General features: G+C 60.3%; 18 protein-coding genes. 11 read left to right on the top strand and 7 right to left on the bottom strand.

Annotation, left to right across the window (positions count from 1 at the left end; translation table 11 throughout):
• Nucleotides 1-156: 156 nt before the first annotated feature.
• Nucleotides 157-438 carry a late competence development ComFB family protein gene (locus tag AC097W_RS03375; protein WP_479600903.1) on the bottom strand — a complete coding sequence of 94 codons (282 nt, stop codon included), beginning with the start codon at nt 436-438 and terminating at the stop codon, nt 157-159.
• Nucleotides 439-665: 227 nt separating this feature from the next.
• Here AC097W_RS03375 and AC097W_RS03370 point away from each other — a divergent pair, with 227 nt between their 5' ends.
• From AC097W_RS03370 to AC097W_RS03335, 8 genes are all read left to right on the top strand, one after another.
• Complete coding sequence (locus AC097W_RS03370) at nt 666-977, top strand: winged helix-turn-helix transcriptional regulator (RefSeq protein WP_479600902.1); 312 nt, start codon at nt 666-668, stop codon at nt 975-977.
• Between the two features lie 153 nt (nt 978-1,130).
• Nucleotides 1,131-1,484, top strand: a complete 354-nt coding sequence (locus AC097W_RS03365) for an FKBP-type peptidyl-prolyl cis-trans isomerase (protein ID WP_479600901.1) — start codon at nt 1,131-1,133, stop codon at nt 1,482-1,484.
• Nucleotides 1,485-1,604: 120 nt separating this feature from the next.
• Nucleotides 1,605-2,171 (top strand): nucleotide exchange factor GrpE, encoded by a 567-nt coding sequence (gene grpE / locus AC097W_RS03360; protein ID WP_479600900.1) that lies wholly within the window; start codon nt 1,605-1,607, stop codon nt 2,169-2,171.
• 129 nt (nt 2,172-2,300) lie between these two features.
• Nucleotides 2,301-4,253, top strand: a complete 1,953-nt coding sequence (gene dnaK / locus AC097W_RS03355; RefSeq protein ID WP_479600899.1) for a molecular chaperone DnaK — start codon at nt 2,301-2,303, stop codon at nt 4,251-4,253.
• Between the two features lie 121 nt (nt 4,254-4,374).
• Entirely contained in the window at nt 4,375-5,511 is a 1,137-nt protein-coding gene (dnaJ, locus tag AC097W_RS03350; protein ID WP_479600898.1) for a molecular chaperone DnaJ, read from the top strand.
• Between the two features lie 117 nt (nt 5,512-5,628).
• The gene (locus tag AC097W_RS03345; RefSeq protein WP_479600897.1) at nt 5,629-6,993 is read left to right on the top strand and encodes an MBL fold metallo-hydrolase RNA specificity domain-containing protein; all 1,365 of its coding nucleotides are present in this window, start codon (nt 5,629-5,631) and stop codon (nt 6,991-6,993) included.
• 16 nt (nt 6,994-7,009) lie between these two features.
• Nucleotides 7,010-7,960, top strand: a complete 951-nt coding sequence (gene trhO / locus AC097W_RS03340) for an oxygen-dependent tRNA uridine(34) hydroxylase TrhO (RefSeq protein WP_479600896.1) — start codon at nt 7,010-7,012, stop codon at nt 7,958-7,960.
• Nucleotides 7,960-8,634, top strand: a complete 675-nt coding sequence (locus AC097W_RS03335) for a glutathione S-transferase (protein WP_479600895.1) — start codon at nt 7,960-7,962, stop codon at nt 8,632-8,634. Before trhO ends, AC097W_RS03335 begins: the two co-directional genes overlap by 1 nt.
• A 35-nt stretch (nt 8,635-8,669) precedes the next feature.
• On the opposite strand, the gene AC097W_RS03330 is transcribed toward AC097W_RS03335, so the two are convergent.
• The 6 genes from AC097W_RS03330 to AC097W_RS03305 form a co-directional block, all read right to left on the bottom strand.
• Nucleotides 8,670-9,635, bottom strand: coding sequence for an NAD(P)H-dependent flavin oxidoreductase (locus tag AC097W_RS03330; RefSeq protein WP_479600894.1), 966 nt, complete (start codon nt 9,633-9,635; stop codon nt 8,670-8,672).
• Nucleotides 9,636-9,647: 12 nt separating this feature from the next.
• Nucleotides 9,648-11,438 (bottom strand): acyl-CoA dehydrogenase, encoded by a 1,791-nt coding sequence (locus tag AC097W_RS03325; protein ID WP_479600893.1) that lies wholly within the window; start codon nt 11,436-11,438, stop codon nt 9,648-9,650.
• 120 nt (nt 11,439-11,558) lie between these two features.
• Complete coding sequence (locus AC097W_RS03320; protein WP_479600892.1) at nt 11,559-12,491, bottom strand: electron transfer flavoprotein subunit alpha/FixB family protein; 933 nt, start codon at nt 12,489-12,491, stop codon at nt 11,559-11,561.
• Nucleotides 12,492-12,493: 2 nt separating this feature from the next.
• Nucleotides 12,494-13,243 carry an electron transfer flavoprotein subunit beta/FixA family protein gene (locus AC097W_RS03315; protein WP_479600891.1) on the bottom strand — a complete coding sequence of 250 codons (750 nt, stop codon included), beginning with the start codon at nt 13,241-13,243 and terminating at the stop codon, nt 12,494-12,496.
• Nucleotides 13,244-13,437: 194 nt separating this feature from the next.
• On the bottom strand, nt 13,438-14,718 hold the full coding sequence (locus tag AC097W_RS03310) for a mechanosensitive ion channel family protein (RefSeq protein ID WP_479600890.1): 1,281 nt from the start codon (nt 14,716-14,718) through the stop codon (nt 13,438-13,440).
• Nucleotides 14,718-15,671 carry a histone deacetylase family protein gene (locus tag AC097W_RS03305; RefSeq protein ID WP_479600889.1) on the bottom strand — a complete coding sequence of 318 codons (954 nt, stop codon included), beginning with the start codon at nt 15,669-15,671 and terminating at the stop codon, nt 14,718-14,720. Before AC097W_RS03305 ends, AC097W_RS03310 begins: the two co-directional genes overlap by 1 nt.
• 51 nt (nt 15,672-15,722) lie before the next feature.
• Between AC097W_RS03305 and AC097W_RS03300 the strand changes: the two genes are divergently transcribed.
• From AC097W_RS03300 to AC097W_RS03290, 3 genes are read left to right on the top strand one after another with little or no spacing between them, the layout of a single operon-like run.
• A complete protein-coding gene (locus AC097W_RS03300) occupies nt 15,723-16,643 on the top strand; it encodes an AAA family ATPase (RefSeq protein ID WP_479600888.1) in 921 nt (306 codons plus the stop codon).
• A complete protein-coding gene (locus tag AC097W_RS03295) occupies nt 16,643-17,608 on the top strand; it encodes a DUF58 domain-containing protein (RefSeq protein ID WP_479600887.1) in 966 nt (321 codons plus the stop codon). Before AC097W_RS03300 ends, AC097W_RS03295 begins: the two co-directional genes overlap by 1 nt.
• A 30-nt stretch (nt 17,609-17,638) precedes the next feature.
• Nucleotides 17,639-19,681 (top strand): transglutaminase TgpA family protein, encoded by a 2,043-nt coding sequence (locus tag AC097W_RS03290; protein WP_479600886.1) that lies wholly within the window; start codon nt 17,639-17,641, stop codon nt 19,679-19,681.
• The last annotated feature ends 6 nt before the right edge of the window (nt 19,682-19,687 follow it).

Below are 19,687 nucleotides of genomic sequence, written 5' to 3'. Positions count from 1 at the left end.
CGTGGCGACCACGCCTGGCATGCAGGTGCTGGCTGGGTCACGGGTTGGCCGGTGGCGCGTTGGCGCTCACAGGTTGCCACTTACCGTTGGAACGGGATGGGGCGGTACCGGACGTGCAGTAGTCGTTGGCCTGACGGCCAAATTGCACGCAACCTTTCAACGTCCCGCTTTGGTCGCCCGCTCCTTTACGAAGCCAAATGCGAACTGCAGAACCTCCTCCAGGGAGAGCTCAATGGCGTGGCGCTCCTGTTCAGTCAAATAGAACATCAGATCGACATCATGGCGCACGTACCGCGCGGGAAGACGATTGAGAGCAACGCAGGCCACATCTCCCAGCATATCGGCGGTGAAGTCAGGAAAGCCCTCAGCGCGGCGAGCCACCTCTTCAAATACGAGGCGCTCGTAGTAGTTGTGGACTTGCTCAAAATTAAACACCATGAAAGTCTCCAAAGGGCGCCACATGGCGCCGACCTGCGCAACCTTAGCATCTCCATCGTTTGCTGACAAGGCGCCAACGGCCAATAAAGTCAGCTATGAAACTTGTAGCATGAAGAAAACTGCGATATAGTTTCGACTGATTTAATATGCTGAGCGATAAACTGCCACAGCGGTCAGATGGGCCGCTCAGTTGGCCGGCCAGAAACCGCATTGAGGAGAGGTAGTTAATGAGTTTGAAAGAATCGGCCGTGATTGGCCAGTTGCTAAGTTTGCTGGAATCACGCTATGCCATGCGTGTCCTTTGGGCGCTACGCGATGGGCACGCCCAGACATTCCGTTTGCTTCAGGACAGCGTTGGAGGCATCACTCCCAACACCCTGAACACGCGAATCAAGGAACTGCGCGAAGCGGGCCTGATGACGCACGGTAGCGATGGCTACTCGGTAACCCCCATGGGCACAGATTTACTCAAGCGATTGGGCGACCTGCAGGCGTTTGCGGCCAAATGGGCGAGCGGGCAAGCCAAGAAAATCAAGTAACTCCTCCCATTAAGGCCATTCAGGCCTCACAGGAAGCAAAGACAGGCAGAGCCTGTCTTTTTTTGTCTGCGGCATAATTTAACGTTTTCGAGAATGCTGCTCGGCCATTCGCGTCGCCGCATTCCACCCCACTTTCAGCACAAAGGATCTGCAATGCAAACTACCGCCACTGGACTCCAGTACACAGACACCACCGAAGGCACGGGCCCAGTCGCGACCAAGGGGCAAAGCGTCACCGTGCATTACACCGGCTGGCTGTACAACAATGACGTACAAGGTGCCAAGTTTGATTCCAGCAAAGACCGCAATGATCCATTTGTGTTCAGCTTGGGTGCCGGCATGGTGATCCGTGGCTGGGACGAAGGTGTTGCGGGCATGAAGGTTGGCGGTGCACGTACCCTGATCATTCCGGCAGCGCTGGGTTACGGCGCGCGTGGCGCCGGTGGCGTGATTCCCCCTAACGCAACCTTGAAGTTCGACGTGGAATTGCTGGCCGTCGCGGGCTGATCCCTGACACATTCAGGATTGCCTGTGCAATCTGGCGCGACAAAAACGTCGCGCGCCCCTTGAACTGCATTTTTGAGCCCCCACTTCCAGTGGACAAGTTCAACACCCGACGCACCACGCATGTCTGACAACCAATCCCAACCCAATCAAGCCGCCGCTGGCGCAGCCCAGTACCAAAGCACTGAAGACCTGGCGGCCGCACAGGCCTCTCATGGCGTCGACGCATTGGTCGATGCCCAGGCGGAACTCGCCGCGCTAAAGGCCAAAAGCAGCGACTTGGCAGACCAGTATCTGCGTGCCAAAGCGGAAGCTGAGAACGCACGCCGACGCGCGGAGGAAGAAATATCCAAGGCGCGCAAGTTCGCCGTGGAAAGCTTCGCCGAAAGCCTGCTGCCCGTAGCCGACAGTCTGGAAGCGGGTCTCATCATCAAGGACGCGACGCCCGAGCAGATCCGTGAAGGTGCGCAAGCGACCCTTCGGCAGTTGACCGCCGCACTGGAGCGCAACAAGGTGGTTGCCATCAACCCGGCGGCAGGTACGAAATTTGACCCACACCAGCACCAGGCCATCAGCATGGTGCCGTCGGAGTTGGAAGCCAATACCGTTGTCAGCCTGCTGCAAAAGGGTTATTCAATCGCGGACCGCGTTCTGCGCCCCGCCTTGGTAACTGTTTCGGCCCCCAAATAAGCGGATCAGCCAGCTTGAGTGCCAACCCGCTTGGCCACAGGCAGTCTGTTACCCAATCGGTACTTGAAATCCACAAAACTGTCTTCAAGTTACCACCATCTGAATTTTTCAAAATAGCAGGAGTAAATCATGGGAAGAATCATCGGCATCGACCTCGGTACCACCAATTCGTGCGTAGCCATCATGGAGGGCAATACGCCCAAGGTTATTGAGAATTCTGAGGGCGCGCGCACGACGCCGTCCATCATTGCCTACCAGGAAAACGGTGAGGTTCTGGTTGGTGCGTCGGCCAAGCGCCAGTCGGTGACCAATCCCAAGAATACTTTGTACGCAGTCAAGCGCCTGATCGGCCGTAAATACGCGGAAAAAGAAGTACAAAAAGACATCGATCTGATGCCGTACAAGATTGCCGCTGCCGACAACGGCGACGCATGGGTTGAAGTGCGCGGTAACCGCATGGCGCCCCAGCAAGTTAGTGCGGACATTCTGCGCAAGATGAAGAAGACTGCGGAAGATTACCTCGGTGAAGAAGTGACCGAGGCCGTCATTACAGTGCCTGCGTACTTCAATGACGCACAACGTCAAGCCACGAAGGATGCAGGCCGCATTGCCGGTCTGGATGTCAAGCGCATCATCAACGAACCTACCGCTGCGGCCCTGGCGTTTGGCTTGGACAAAAACGAAAAAGGTGATCGCAAGATTGCTGTGTATGACTTGGGCGGCGGAACCTTTGACGTGTCCATCATCGAAATCGCCGATGTTGACGGCGAAAAGCAGTTCGAAGTGTTGTCTACCAACGGTGACACCTTCCTGGGCGGCGAAGACTTCGACCAGCGCATCATCGACTACATCATTGCCGAGTTCAAGAAGGAACAAGGCGTGGATCTGGGCAAAGACGTATTGGCACTGCAGCGTCTGAAAGAAGCCGCCGAGAAAGCCAAGATCGAACTCTCCAGCAGCGCGCAGACCGACATCAACCTGCCTTACGTGACAGCCGATGCGTCGGGTCCGAAGCACTTGAGCGTCAAGCTGACCCGTGCCAAGCTTGAATCCCTGGTGGAAGAACTGATTGAGCGCACCATTGCGCCGTGCCGCACAGCCATCAAGGATGCGGGTGTCAACGTGGCCGACATCCACGACGTGATTCTGGTCGGCGGCATGACCCGCATGCCCAAAGTGCAGGAGAAGGTCAAGGAGCTGTTCGGCAAGGAGCCACGCAAGGACGTGAACCCGGATGAAGCCGTTGCCGTAGGCGCTGCGATTCAGGGCCAGGTGCTGGCGGGTGACCGCAAGGACGTGTTGTTGCTGGACGTGACACCGCTGAGCCTGGGTATTGAGACCATGGGTGGCGTAATGACCAAGATGATCACCAAGAACACCACGATTCCCACCAAGTTTGCACAGACGTTCTCGACGGCTGACGATAACCAGCCTGCCGTGACGATCAAGGTGTTTCAGGGTGAGCGGGAGATTGCTGCCGGCAACAAAATGCTCGGTGAGTTCAACCTCGAAGGCATTCCACCGGCAGCCCGTGGCACGCCACAGATTGAAGTGTCGTTTGACATTGATGCCAACGGCATCCTGCATGTGGGCGCGAAGGACAAGGGCACAGGCAAAGAGAACAAGATCACGATCAAGGCCAACTCGGGTCTGACGGAAGCCGAGATTCAGCAGATGGTGAAAGATGCTGAACTCAATGCCGCTGATGACAAGAAAAAACTGGAACTCGTCCAGTCCAAGAACCAGGCAGATGCCAGCGTGCACAGTGTTCGCAAGAGCCTGACCGAGTACGGTGACAAGCTCGAAGCCGGCGAGAAGGAAAAAATCGAAACGGCCATCAAGGACCTGGAAGACGCCCTCAAGGGTGACGACAAGGCCTCGATTGATGAGAAGAACACCGCACTGATGACGGCCAGCCAGAAACTAGGCGAAAAGATGTACGCCGACATGCAGGCCAAGGAAGCCGCTGCGGGTGCATCTGCAGGCGGCGAGCAGCCGCAGGCAGGTGCTGGCGGGTCGGCAGCCCAGGCGGCCGACGACAATGTGGTGGACGCGGAAGTCAAGGAAGTCAAAAAAGGCTAAACGCACGCACTGCGGTGCTGTTTAGTCCCGCCGCGCCAGCAAGATTCTTACCGGATCTTCGGCGCGGCGTTTTACTTCAAGTTTGCGCAATTAATCAAAGACCAACAAATGTCTGGCAACCATGGCTAAAAGAGATTTTTACGAGATTCTTGGCGTTCCCAAAAATGCCTCCGACGAAGATATCAAAAAGTCTTATCGCAAACTTGCGATGAAGCACCACCCTGACCGCAATCAGGGAGAGCCCGGCAAAGTAGCCGAGGAAAAATTCAAGGAAGCCAAGGAAGCCTACGAAATGCTGTCGGACCCGCAGAAGCGCGCGGCCTATGACCAGCATGGCCACGCCGGCGTGGACCCCAACATGCGTGGCGGCGCCGGTGGTGAGGGCTACGGAGGCTTCGCTGAAGCCTTTGGCGACATTTTTGGTGACATGTTTGGCCAGCAGCGCGGCCGGCCTGGTGGTGGTGGGCGCCAGGTGTTCCGCGGCGCAGATCTGAGTTACGCCATGGACATCACGCTGGAAGAGGCGGCACGTGGCAAGGATGCCCAGATTCGGATTCCAAGCTGGGATTCCTGCGAAATTTGCCACGGCAGCGGTGCCAAACCCGGCACCCAGGCCAAAACTTGCACCACCTGCACAGGTTCTGGCTCGGTGCAGATGCGCCAAGGATTTTTCAGTGTGCAGCAGACCTGTCCCACGTGTCGCGGCACCGGCAAAGTGATTCCCGAGCCTTGCACTGCCTGCCATGGTCAAGGCAGAGTCAAGAAGCAGAAAACACTGGAAGTCAAAATCCCCAGCGGAATTGACGGCGGCATGCGCATACGCAGCGCGGGCAATGGCGAGCCTGGCACCAACGGCGGACCCGCAGGTGACCTGTACATCGAGATCCGCCTCAAGAAGCACGATATTTTTGAGCGTGATGGCGACGACCTGCATTGCTCCGTGCCCATCAGCATGGTGACAGCCGCGCTGGGGGGAGAAATCGATGTGCCCACCCTGGCAGGAAAGGCCGCCATTGACATCCCGGAAGGTACCCAAACGGGCAAGCAGTTCAGGCTGCGCGGCAAAGGCATCAAGGGTGTGCGGGCCAGCTACCCCGGCGATCTGTACTGCCACATTGCCATAGAAACGCCCGTCAAACTCACGGAACACCAGCGCCGTTTGCTGCGTGAACTCGACGAGTCGTTCAAAAAGGGGGGCAGCAAACACTCACCTTCCGGTGATAGCTGGGCGGACCGCCTCAAGAGCCTCTTTACTTGATGCACATCAACATGTGAGGATGGCTTCATCCAAATCATGCCGCTACGGTCTATAAATGGCCCAGCGGCATTTTTTTGTCCCGTATGTATTACGCCGCCAGGAACACGGAGTCACCGTATGAGCGTCACCATCACATTTCTGGGCGGAGCGGACACGGTCACCGGCTCCAAATATCTGATTCGCCACGACGGGCGCAGCCTGCTGGTGGATTGTGGGTTGTTCCAGGGCTACAAGCAGCTGCGTTTGCGCAACTGGGCACCACTACCGATTGCACCCCATGTTGTCGACGCCGTAGTCCTGACCCATGCCCACCTGGATCACAGTGGCTATTTGCCGCTTCTGGTCAAAGAGGGGTTTTCTGGCCACGTCTATGCATCGCCGGGCACCCAGGCGCTGTGCAAGATCCTGCTGCCTGACAGTGGCCACATCCAGGAAGAGGATGCTGCGTTTGCCAACCGCCACGGCTTTTCCAAGCATGCCCCCGCCCTGCCCCTCTACACCCGGCAAGATGCCCTGGACTGCCTGCCCCTGATTAAAGCGGTAGACATGGGAAAGACATTCCAGCCTATTCCCGGCTGGCGCATCACGTTCAGTTCTGCGGGCCACATTCTGGGCGCGTCGAGCGTGCTGCTGGAAGTGGCGGGCCGGCGTATCCTTTTCTCTGGCGACCTGGGCAGACCAGACGACTCCCTCATGTTCCCGCCTGACCGGCCACCGTCGGCGGACACGGTATTGATTGAATCCACTTACGGAGACCGTCTGCATCCTGCTGAAAATTTGCTAGCCGAGCTGGGGCCTGCGTTGCACAAGCTGGCTGGGCGAGGTGGCGTGGCAGTCGTGCCGGTATTTGCCGTGGGGCGGGCGCAGGCCTTGTTGCATGCGATTTCGCAACTCAAAGACCGCGGCGAGATACCGCGGTCGCTACCCGTGTTTCTGGACAGTCCGATGGCCGTACACACGACCCACCTTTTTGAGCACCATTTGGGGGAGCATCGACTGACCGCGAAAGAAGCGCATGCGCTGACCCGCACTGCAACCATGATCAACAGCCCCGAGGAATCCAAGGCTCTTGCGTCGCGACATGGGCCCATGGTGATCCTTTCGGCAAGCGGCATGGCCACGGGCGGCCGGGTGTTGCATCACATCGAGCAGCGTGCGGGCAACCACCGCAATATGATCATTCTGACCGGATACCAGGCGCCTGGTACCCGGGGTGCCACCCTGGCAAGCAAGGCCAAATCGGTCCGCATCCATGGGCACGACGTGGAAGTCAATGCGGAAGTGGTTCAACTGGAATCTGCTTCGGCGCATGCCGATGCGGAGCAACTGATGCAGTGGCTGCGCAGCATGCCGCACAGCCCGGATCAGGTCTACGTGGTGCATGGCGAGATGCAGGCCTCTGATGCCCTGCGCGCGCGCATCAAGCGCGATCTGGGCTGGAGGGCCCTGGTACCGGAACAAGGCTCCACGTGGCCTTGCTGAAAGGCACAATGGAGGCATGTCTGCCACCCCATTTTTAACCGCTGCCTTTTATAAATTTGTTGACCTGCCCGACTTCGAACTGCGCAAGGACCCCTTGCTCGCCTTGTGCCAGCAGCACCATGTCAAAGGCCTGATTCTGCTGGCCCGCGAAGGCATCAACAGCACGATTGCCGGCGCGCCGGACGACGTGCGTTCTGTGCTGGCCGCTCTGCGGCAAGACCCGCTTCTGGCTGACCTGCAACACAAGGAGTCCTTTTCCGACAAAGCGCCTTTCCATCGCATGAAAGTGCGCCTGAAAAAGGAAATTGTCACAATGGGCGTGCTTGGCATCAGCCCCACCCACATGGCAGGAACCTACGTCAAGTCGGCCGACTGGAATGCCCTGATCGCCGACCCGGATGTGGTGCTGGTTGACACGCGCAACGACTACGAAGTGGCGCTTGGCACCTTCACGGGGGCCATCAACCCGCATATCAAAAGCTTTTCCGAGTTGCCCGATTGGGTGGCGCATCGGCCAGAGCTGCATGGGGAGGCGGGCAAAAAACCCAAAGTAGCCATGTTTTGCACTGGCGGTATTCGCTGCGAAAAATCCACGGCGCTCATGCGCGCCCGTGGTTATGACGAGGTCTACCACCTGGAAGGCGGCATCCTCAAATACCTGGAAACGGTACTACCCGAGCAAAGTCAGTGGTCTGGAGAATGCTTTGTCTTTGACGAACGTGTGTCAGTCGGCCACGGCCTGGTACCCGGCCACCACGGCCTGTGCCGTGCGTGCCGGCAACCCCTCGAAGCGGGAGCGCAGGACTCACCCCTGTATGAAGCCGGTGTGAGTTGCCCCCGCTGCCATGGATCGACATCGGAAGTCCAGAAAAACAGTGCGCGTGAACGCCAGCGTCAATGGGAGCTGGCCAAGGCACGCAACCAGGTCCACATTGGAGCCCAGTTTCCCAAGCCTGCGGCGACCTGATGACAGACTCCTACCCGGTTCTGTATTCCTTTAGGCGTTGCCCCTTCGCCATGCGCGCCCGGTTGGCGCTGGCGGCGGGCGAACAGGTCTGTGACTTGCGTGAAGTGGTGCTGGCCAGCAAGCCTGCTGAACTGCTGCAAGCGTCACCCAAAGGAACGGTGCCTGTGCTGGTGCTGCCCCATGGCGCGGTGCTGGAGCAAAGCCTGGACATCATGCTGTGGGCTTTGCGCTGCAATGATCCACAGCATTGGTTGCCCGCAAACGCGGTTGATCTGGAAGTCGCCCTGGGTCTCATCGCACAATGCGACGCTGGCTTTAAACACAACCTGGACCGGTACAAGTACCCCCATCGGTACGCGCTGCCGGATGGGCTTGGCCACCGGGCGTTAGGCGCAAACTTTGTGGATGTGCTGAATCAGCAACTCACGGAAACTGCATATTTGCACGGTGAGCGCACCGGTCTGGCAGACGCCGCCATTGCGCCTTTTGTGCGGCAGTTTGCGCACACCGACCCCACCTGGTTTGCCGGCCAGCGGTGGCCTGCGCTACAAGCCTGGCTGGCTGCATTTGAGCACTCTGAAAGCTACCAGACGGTGATGGGCAAATATGCCGCTTGGACCCCAGGTCAAGCTAGGCAATTATTCCCACCCAGTCTGACGCTATCAATTAAATAGCTGCCTACGCATATTCTGCGGGGGCTAGAGGCCAATCAGGCGTAATTTTTCGCCATCAAGCCGGCTTTGGCCTCTGCATACTGCCGTTTGAGCTGAGCCACAAAGTCCGCGGTGGTTTGCACCTTCGTAATGGCGCCGATGCCCTGTCCACAGCCCCAGATTTCTTTCCACGCTTTGACTGAGTTGCCACCAAAATTCATTTTGCTCGGGTCACTCTCGGGCAGATTGGCGGGGTCCAGACCGGCCGCTCGGATACTGGGAGCCAGGTAGTTACCGTGCACTCCGGTGAACAGGTTGCTGTAAACGATTTCATCCGAATCTGCATCGACGATGGCCTGCTTGTAAGCGTCCACCGCACGGGCTTCTTCAGTCGCAATGAAAGCCGAACCGATGTAGGCAAAGTCGGCACCCATGGCCTGCGCAGCCAGCACCGCTGCGCCGGTGGCGATGGAGCCACTCAACGCGACCGGGCCGTCAAACCACTGGCGAATCTCCTGAATCAGTGCGAAGGGGCTCTTCACGCCGGCATGGCCGCCAGCGCCTGCCGCCACGGCGATCAGGCCATCCGCGCCCTTTTCAATCGCCTTGTGGGCATGCTTGTTGTTGATGACGTCATGCAGCACCACGCCGCCATAGCTGTGCGCAGCGGCGTTGATCTCTTCGCGCGCACCCAGGCTGGTGATGATGATGGGGACCTTGTACTTCACGCACATGGCCATATCGTGCTCCAGGCGGTCGTTGCTCTTGTGCACGATCTGGTTGATGGCAAACGGGGCAGCGGGCTTGTCGGGGTTCGCCTTGTTGTAGGCAGCCAGTGTTTCGGTGATTTCAATCAGCCATTCTTCCAACTGCTCGGCCGGGCGGGCGTTGAGCGCGGGCATGGCGCCCACCACACCGGCAATGCACTGGGCAATGACCAGTTTGGGGGTGCTGATGATGAACAGCGGTGAGCCGATGACCGGGAACGGCAAATGATCAAGAGGTGCAGGTAATTTGGACATGGTGTCTCCTGCTCAGAATGATTCGAGTGCCAGCGCAGTCACGCTGTCGGCACCTTCGACAATGCTGTCACGCATGCCGGGGGCCTTGCTCAGCAGATGGTCCGCATAGAAGCGGGCGGTGGTGATCTTGGCTTGCATGAAGGCGACATCGCTACCAGCGGCCAGTTGCTCCTGCGCAACCAGCAGGGCGCGCGCCATTTGCCAACCCGCCATGACATTGCCGGCGAGCATGAGATAGGGCACGCTGCCAGCAAACACCGCATTGGGGCTTGCTTTCGTGTTGCCAGCCACGAAATTGACCACATCGACAAATGCTTCACGTGCCGCTTTCAGGCGTTTGGCCATACCCAGCGCGTCAGGGGTTCCACTGGCCAGCAAGGCCGCTTCAGTGGTTTCAATTTGTGCAGCAATGCCCTTGGCGGTCTGACCACCGTCGCGCGCGGTCTTGCGACCCACCAGGTCATTGGCCTGGATGGCGGTAGTGCCTTCGTAAATGGTCAGGATCTTGGCGTCGCGGTAATACTGGGCCACGCCGGTTTCTTCAATGAATCCCATACCGCCGTGCACCTGCACGGCGAGCGAGGCCACTTCCAGGCTCATCTCGGTGCTGTAGCCCTTGATAAGCGGCACCAGAAATTCATAGAACGCCTGGTTGGGTTTACGCACCGCGGCGTCCGGATGGTGGTGGGCAGCGTCGTAGGCCGAAGCCGCCACGCTGGCCATGGCACGGCAGCCTTCCACATAGGCACGCATCGTCATCAGCATGCGGCGCACATCGGGATGGTGAATGATGGGCGCGCTGGCGGCAATGGAGCCATCCACCGGGCGGCTTTGCACGCGGTCTTTGGCAAACCGAACGGCTGTCTGGTAAGCGCGCTCGGCGATGGCAATGCCCTGCACGCCCACACCGTAGCGCGCGGCGTTCATCATGATGAACATGTACTCCAGACCCCGGTTTTCCTGACCGACCAGGTAACCCACGGCACCGCCATGGTCGCCATACTGCAGCACCGCCGTCGGGCTGGCCTTGATCCCCATCTTGTGCTCAATGCTCACGCAGTGCACATCGTTGCGGGCACCCAGAGAACCATCGGTGTTGACCATGAATTTCGGGACCACGAACAGGCTGATGCCCTTCACCCCCTCCGGCGCGCCCTGCACGCGGGCCAGCACCAGGTGGACGATGTTCTCGGCCATATCGTGCTCACCCCAGGTGATGTAGATTTTGGTGCCAAACACTTTATAGGTGCCGTCTGGCTGGGGTTCGGCACGCGTGCGCACGGCTGCCAGATCGCTGCCAGCCTGTGGCTCGGTCAGGTTCATGGTACCGGTCCATTTACCGCTCACCAGGTTCTCCAGATAGGTGGCCTTGAGTTCGTCCGACCCTGCGGTCAGCAAGGCTTCAATGGCGCCATCGCTCAGCAGCGGGCACAGCGCAAAGCTCATGTTGGCGGAGTTTTGCATCTCCCCCACGGCAGATCCAATCGTCTTGGGCAGGCCCTGGCCGCCAAAATCGGCGGGATGCTGCAAACCCTGCCAGCCTGCGTCGGTGAATTGCTTGAATGCTTCCTTGAAGCCGGGTGTGGCGGTGACCACGCCATCCTTCCAGCTCGATGGGTTTTTGTCGCCCTCCCAGTTCAGGGGGGCCAGCACGCCTTCGTTGAATTTGGCCGCCTCTTCCAGAACGGCTTGCGCGGTATCGAGACCGGCATCTTCAAAGCCCGGAATGTGTGCGATCTGGTCAATCTGGGCCAGATGCTGAATATTGAACAGCATGTCTTTGACGGGGGCGATGTAGCTCATGGGGATACTCCGGAGAAAGGCGTTAAATAGCGGGGGCGTTGTTCAATCAGTCGTGCACAGTGTGCAGCAAGAACACGAAAAAAAAGGGCATCGCAAGCGATGCCCTTTTTATCGTCTGCGTCAGAGTGCTGCGATCAGTTCAGGCACTGCCACAAACAAGTCAGCTTCCAGGCCGTAATCGGCCACGCTGAAAATCGGTGCCTCAGGGTCCTTGTTGATGGCCACGATGACCTTGCTGTCCTTCATGCCAGCCAAGTGCTGGATGGCACCGCTGATACCGACGGCCACGTACAACTGGGGGGCCACGATCTTGCCGGTCTGTCCCACTTGCCAGTCGTTGGGCGCATAACCGGCGTCCACCGCAGCGCGGGATGCACCCAATGCTGCACCGAGCTTGTCGGCCAGGGGCGTCATGACGTCCATGAACTTTTCGCTGGAACCCAGCGCACGACCACCGGACACGATGATCTTGGCGGCCGTCAACTCGGGGCGGTCGTTCTTGGCAATTTCGGATCCCATGAATGCCGATTGGGCGCTGGCGCCGACCGCTGCCAGCGTTTCCACTGCGGCGCTACCGCCGGTGGCTGCCGCAGGATCAAAACCGGTGGTGCGCACGGTCACGACCTTGGTGGCGTCCAGGCTTTGCACAGTCGCCATGGCGTTGCCGGCGTAGATGGGGCGCTCAAACGTGTCGGGGCTTTCCACTTTGGTGATATCGGAAATCTGGCCTACATCCAGCTTGGCGGCAACGCGGGGCGCCACGTTCTTGCCCGAAGCGGTAGCCGGGAACAGGATGTGGCTGTAGCTGGCAGCAACGGCCACCACCTGGGCGGTCACGTTTTCGGCCAGTCCGTGGGCGAAGCCTTCCCCGTCAGCATGCAGCACTTTGCTGACGCCGACAATTTGCGCTGCGGCAGCGGCAGCGGCGGCTGCATTGGAGCCCGCTACCAGCACATGCACGTCGCCGCCACACTGGAGCGCGGCAGTGACGGTGTTGAGGGTGGCACCCTTGATGGATGCGTTGTCGTGTTCTGCAATTACGAGAGCGGTCATGGTCAGATTACCTTTGCAACATTCTTCAGTTTTTCCACCAGCGTAGCCACATCGGGCACCTTGATACCCGCGCTGCGCTTGGGTGGCTCGACCACTTTGAGTGTCTTGATGCGGGGAGTGACATCCACGCCCAGTGCTTCGGGGGTGAAGGTGTCGAGCTGCTTCTTCTTGGCCTTCATGATGTTGGGCAGCGTCACATAACGCGGCTCATTCAGGCGCAAGTCGGTGGTAATGACAGCGGGAATGCTCAGCGACAGGGTCTCGGAACCGCCATCGACTTCACGGGTCACCACAGCCTTGCCGTCGACGATTTCCACCTTGCTGGCAAATGTTGCCTGGGGCAGATCGGTCAACGCCGCCAGCATCTGGCCGGTCTGGTTGCAGTCATCATCAATGGCTTGCTTGCCCAGAATGATCAGGCCGGGCTGCTCCTTGTCGACCAGTGCCTTGAGCAATTTGGCGACCGCCAGGGGCTGCAGTTCTTCGGTGGTTTCCACCAGAATGGCACGGTCCGCACCAATGGCCATGGCCGTGCGCAGGGTTTCCTGGCATTGGGCCACGCCGCAGGACACTGCGATGACCTCGGTGACCACGCCCTTTTCCCGCAGGCGCACCGCCTCTTCCACGGCGATCTCGTCAAAGGGGTTCATGCTCATCTTGACGTTGGCGATATCCACACCGCTGCCGTCCGACTTGACTCGAACCTTCACGTTGTAATCGACCACACGCTTAACGGGTACCAGGACTTTCATTACTGCCACTCCAGATAGTTATAAATTGGATTGTCTGACTTGACGTACACGTCAACTCAGCGATTCTATGCGGCAGCAAGCTCCAGGAAGCTGACTGCACGCAAACTCTGCATAAAACACAAAAAAGAACGACCGTGCTTTTTTTGAATTATACCGGCACAAATCAGAAGGGTGCAACGTGGTGTCACCCATGTTCAGCGGTTGTAGATGACCCTTTGCGGAAAGGGAATCTCGATATTGTGGGCACGCAGCGCCGCCAGGATAGCCAGGTTCACGAGCGACTTGAGGTTTCCCTGACCATTCTCGGGGTCGCCAAGCCAATACCCAACCGTCATTTCAAGGCCATCCGCACCAAAGGCAGACAGGGTTACTGCCGGTGCGGGGTCACGCAAAACACGCTCCTGCGCAAGAGCTGCATCCAGCAGCAACTTCATCACCAGCTCCACGTTGCTGTCGTAGCCAATGGACACGACCGTCGATTGCCAAATCTGCGTATCCGCCAACGACAAATTCTCGACGCGGCTGGTGATCAACAGTTCATTGGGGACAATGGACTCCCGCCCCACCAACGAGCGTATGACGGTGTAGCGTGCCTTGATGTCCGTGATCCGCCCTTCAAATCCATCGACCCGCACGTTGTCACCGATGCGCATGCTGCGTTCGGCCAGGATGACAAAGCCGCTGATGTAATTGGCCGCTAATTTTTGCAGACCAAAGCCGATTCCTACGCCGATCGCACCCCCCAATACGGACAGGGCGGTCAGGTCTATTCCCACCGCCGTCAAGGCCAGCATCAGCCCGACAAACATCAGCAGCGCGCGCGTGGCGTTGCTCACCGCCTTGCGCAACGACAACTCGCCGCCGGTGGCCGACCGCAGCAGGCGGGTCTCGAACGCAGAAGAGATCCAGAGGGTGATGATGAGCACGGCACCCGCCGTGAGCAGACCTTCAATCAGGGTACGCACTGACAGGGTGCTCCCTCCCACCTTCCAGGTAATCTGGTCCAGCTCATTCAGAATGACTGGCAGCAAGCCACTGACCCACAGCACCATCGCCAGCCAGGCCACCCAGGAAATGGTGTGCTCCAGGGTGCGGGCCCAGCGCGCCTGGGTGAACGCAGCCCTCAACACATTGACGCCGACACGGATGACCACCAGGGAAACCAGCACCGGAATGGCGACCCTGAAAGCCGCTATCGCGATGTATCGGTCCAGCAAGGCCCGCGCGCCATATCCCAGACACAGCAATACGAGCGGAAACAAGACACCATCCACTTCGCGGCGGCCAAACCAGATGGAGCGCTCATCCTGCTGTCCCAACGCCCTGCGCAGCAATCGGACCAGCCCCCAGGCCAAGCCCACGCACACCGCCAGCGAGAGCAACTCCAGCAATACCGTGGGCTGGGTCAGCGCCGACAGCCATCCTTCCAGGTCATCGATCGGCTGCGGGGCGGGAACATGGCTGAAAGATGCCATCAGAGATCCGCCAGCACGCGAATATGCGCTTCCACGCTGCGCGCCAGGGCATCCAGGTTGTAGCCGCCTTCGAGGCACGACACGATGCGCCCCTTGGCGTGGCGCAGCGCCACATCCTTGATGCGCTGGGTGATCCAGGTGTAGTCCAGCTCCGTCAGACCCATCTGACCCATGTCGTCATCGCGGTGGGCGTCGAAGCCCGCACTGATGAAGATCATCTCCGGCCGGTAGGCTTCCAGGCGTGGCAGCCAATGGGCCTCAATCAGCTCGCGCACGTGCGGACCCTTGGTATAGGCCGGCACCGGCATATTCACCAGGTTGCTGGCGTGCGAGCGCACACCGCCTTCGGGATAAAAAGGGTGCTGAAAGAAGCTCACCATCAGAACCCGCTGGTCGCCAGCGATGATATTTTCCGTGCCGTTGCCATGGTGCACATCAAAATCCACGATGGCGACCCGTTTGAGACCATGGCGCTCCAGGGCATAGCGTGCGGCAATGGCCACGTTATTGAAGAAACAAAAGCCCATGGCCTTGTCGCGGCAGGCGTGGTGACCGGGCGGGCGCACCGCGCAAAAGGCATTCTCCATTTCGCCGGCCATCACCGCGTCGGTGGCTGCCAGCGCGGCCCCGGCGGCGCGCAGGGCGGCGTCCCAAGTGTGCATATTGATGGACGTGTCCGGGTCAATCTGGGCGTGCTTCGGACCGCCAGCGGCTATTTCTTCGCGCAGACCGTCGGTCAAGCCGCGCAGCGCGGCCACATGCATGCGGCCGTGCGCCAGTTCAATATCGGTGATCGGTGCCTCCGGCGCTTCACGGCGGTCCAGCGCGTCGCCCACGCCACTGGTCAGCAGACGGTCTTCAATCGCGTCCAGCCGCTCGGGGCATTCGGGGTGACCCGCGCCCATTTCGTGTTTCCAGCAGTCGCGGTGGGTAAAGTATCCGGTCTTGTTCACCAAAGCACTCGCCTAACAAAATTATTGAAAATTTTCGGGTAACGTCCAGTCATGGACGCACAATACAAGCTTAAATCTTTGCTCAATCAGCTTAACACGGTGATTGTGGGCAAGCCATCGCAGATTCAGGATTGCGTGGCCTGCCTGCTGGCCGGTGGCCACCTGCTGATTGATGATGTTCCGGGTGTTGGCAAAACCACCCTTGCACACGCACTGGCCCGCACCTTTGGACTGCAGTTCTCCCGCGTGCAATTCACCTCGGACCTGATGCCCAGCGACCTCTCCGGCGTGTCCATTTACGAGCGCGGCAAAGAAGCCTTCGTCTTCCACCCTGGCCCCATCTTTGCCCAGGTGTTGCTGGCGGACGAAATCAACCGTGCCAGCCCCAAGACGCAGAGTGCCTTGCTCGAAGCCATGGAAGAGAAGCAGGTCACCATCGAAGGGGAGACCCGCCCCCTGCCCCAGCCCTTCTTTGTGATTGCCACGCAGAACCCGCTGGATCAGCTGGGCACCTACGCCCTGCCCGAGTCGCAACTGGATCGCTTCCTGATGCGCATCTCACTGGGCTACCCGGACCGCATCGCCGAGCGTGAGTTGCTGGCCGGGCACGACCGGCGCGAACTGGTGGAGCAGTTGCCCAGCCTGCTGTCACAGGTGGAACTGCACCAACTGCAACAGCAAGTGCTCAACGTTCATGCGGCGGGGCCCCTGCTGGACTACGTGCAGGACCTGATTGCCGCCACCCGCTCGGGCCAGTGGTTCCTGCAGGGCCTGAGCCCACGGGCCGGCATTGCGGTCGTGCGGGCGGCCAAGGCGCAGGCCCTGCTCAGCGGGCGCGACTATGTGGCCCCCGACGACGTGCAGGCCATCCTGCCGCAGACCATTGCCCACCGCCTCATTCCCGTGGGTGACTCGGGGCGCGGCGCGGTGGAACAAGTGCAGGCCCTGCTGCTGGCAGTGCCACTGCCTTGATGGGCCTTCGTCAACGTTTTCAGACGTGGTTTCAGTCGCGTATACCGCTGCGCGACAGCACCACGCTGACCCAGCGCAACGTCTACATCCTGCCCACAGCCCCGGGTTTCATGCTGGGAGCCACTTTGCTGGTGCTGCTGGTTGCGTCCATCAACTACCAGCTCAATCTGGGCTATGTGCTGACCTTCCTGCTCACCGGCAGCGCCGTCGTAGGCATGAATGTATGCCACGGCACCCTGCGTGGAATTACTATGAATTTGATAGCGCCTGACGCACAGTTCGCGGGGGCTAACGTCACTATTGGCATCAACGTTTTGAGCAAACGCCGTTCCGTTCGCCACGGCATTGGACTGGCGGTGCTGGGCACCGACCACTGGAGCTGGACCGATGTACCCGCCCAGGGCAGCGCCAAAGTGCAGATCGCCTTTCAGCCGCAACGCCGTGGTTTGCACCGGGTGCCGCCTCTCACCGCCGAAACCCGCTTTCCGCTGGGCACGTTTCGGGTCTGGACCGTGTGGCGCCCGGCGGCGCAAGTCCTGGTCTACCCGGCACCCGAGCTGCACCCGCCCCCCCTGCCGCCCGGTGAGCCCCGGGCGGGCGGCGCTGCCGCGACCCACCAGCAAAGCACAGGTGAATTTGATGGCGTGCGCGCCTACCGCCGGGGCGATCCACTCAAACTGGTGGTCTGGAAGAAGGCCGCCAAGGCGGATGAACTGGTCAGTCGTGATGCCCAGCAGGTGCAGCGGTTCGAGTTGTGGCTGGACCTGGCTCAGGCGGGCAAGGCCCGCACGGCGGGGGCAGGCAGTGCACCGCAGGAACATGCCTTGTCCCGCCTGTGTGCCTGGGTGCTACTGGCGGAGCGGCAGGGCCTGCAATACGGGCTGCGCCTGCCCGGGCAGGAAATCTTGCCTGGCAGTGGCGAAGCCCACAAAAAGAACTGCCTGCAAGCGCTGGCCATGGCCTGAGCCCATCCGGTCGCCCTAAACCCTTACCCCATGCTTGAACGCCTGCACAACCTGCCCCGCGACGCCCGCGACACGCTTTTTCTGTTGGCGGTCATCGCCTGGATCATCGCGCCACAGGTTCCCCACCTCCCGGTGTGGTGCAGTGCCATGGCCGCCGCCATTCTGTTGTGGCGCGGCATGATTGCGGTGCGCGGACACACCTTGCCGTCACGCTGGTGGCTCATGGCACTGTTGCTGCTGGCCACCGCGGCTACGTTTTACACCTACCGCACGTTGCTGGGACGGGATGCCGGTGTCACGTTTATCGTCGTGTTGCTTGCGCTCAAGACGCTGGAACTGCGGGCCCGGCGGGATGCCTTTGTGGTCTTCTTCCTGGGCTTCTTCACGCTGCTCAGCAACTTCTTTTTTTCACAAAGCCTGGTCACCGCCGCCGCCATGATGCTGGGCCTGCTGGGCTTGCTCACGGCGCTGGTCAACAGCCACATGCCGGTGGGTCGTCCACCGCTGATGCAGGCGGCCAAAACGGCGGGCAAGATGGCCCTTCTGGGGGCACCCATCATGGCCGTTTTATTTGTACTGTTTCCCCGTGTTGCCCCTCTCTGGGGCGTGCCATCGGATGCCATGACCGGGCGCAGTGGCCTGTCCGCCAGCATGCAGGTGGGCAGCATCGCCAGTCTGGCGCTGGACGACAGCATTGCCATGCGCATCCGCTTCGAGGGCCCGCCGCCACGCCAAAGCGACCTGTATTTCCGGGGGCCGGTTCTCTCCACTTTTGACGGCCGCGAGTGGCGCCCCCTGGTTTCGATCTTTCCGCCCCGCATGCAGCCGGCGGCCGACCTGCAGGTCCAGGGCGACCCCATCCGTTACCAAGTGACGCTGGAGGCCAACAACCGGCCGTGGTTGCTGCTGCTCGACGCCGGATCTGTGCCCCCCGTCCTCAGCGGCTACACACCCGGCATGACGCCCGACCTGCAATGGGTGGCCGACCGCCCCCTGGCCGATCTGGTGCGTTACAGCGCCCAAAGCCACACGGTGTTTCGCCACGGCCCAACGCGGCTGGTCACCGGGCTGCAAGACTATCTGGAGTTGCCCGCCAACTTCAACCCCCGCACCCTGCAACTGGCGGCCAACATGCGCCGCGACCCGCGCTACGCCAGGGCCGATGCCAGCACGCTGGTGGGTGCCGTGCTGGATCGTCTGCGCACGGGGGGCTACACCTACACGCTGGAACCCGGCGTGTATGGCACCCACACCGCCGACGAGTTCTGGTTTGACCGCAAAGAGGGGTTTTGCGAACACATTGCGTCGGGCTTCGTGCTGCTCATGCGTGCGCTCGACGTTCCGGCGCGGGTGGTCACGGGCTACCAGGGCGGCGAAGCCAACAGCGTGAACGGTTTCTGGACGGTACGCCAAAGCGACGCCCATGCCTGGGCCGAGGTCTGGATAGCAGGCCAGGGCTGGGTGCGGGTAGACCCCACGTCCGCCGTGGCGCCAGGGCGCACCGGCAGCCTGCAGCGGCTGCAAGCACCCCGTAATGCCATTGCCCAGGCGCTGGGCGCAGTGAGTCCGCAATTTGCCCTCAATCTGCGCGCCCTGTGGGATGCGGCCAACAACGGCTGGAACCAGTGGGTGCTGAACTACACGCAAAGCAAGCAGCTCAATCTGCTGCGCAATCTCGGGTTCGAATCCCCCAGTTGGGAGGACTTGAGCTATGTGCTCATTGGCATCATCGTCTTCGCCAGTCTCGTGGGCGCGGCATGGACCCTGTGGGAACGGCACCGCCAGGACCCCTGGCTGCGCCTGCTGCACCGGGCCACGCTTGCGCTGCAGCGCGCCGGGTTTGCGGTGCCCGCGCAGACGCCCCCCCGCCAGATGGCCGTGCTCCTGCGGAACCACGCACCACTAAACGATGCGGCCACTGCAGCCTTGAGTGACTGGCTTTTGCGGCTGGAAGCATGGCGCTACGCCCCCCGTCACGGATCGAACGCAGACCTGGCACTGGGTACACTGGCGCGAGAATTCAGACACCTGCCCTGGCCCCCACACATTCCCCAACGCCCCGACCCGACGTGACACCTT

The organism is Rhodoferax sp. GT1R46, assembly GCF_056521285.1.
The sequence above is the reverse complement of the archived record's forward strand: the minus strand, read 5'-3'. Positions and strand labels throughout refer to the sequence as shown.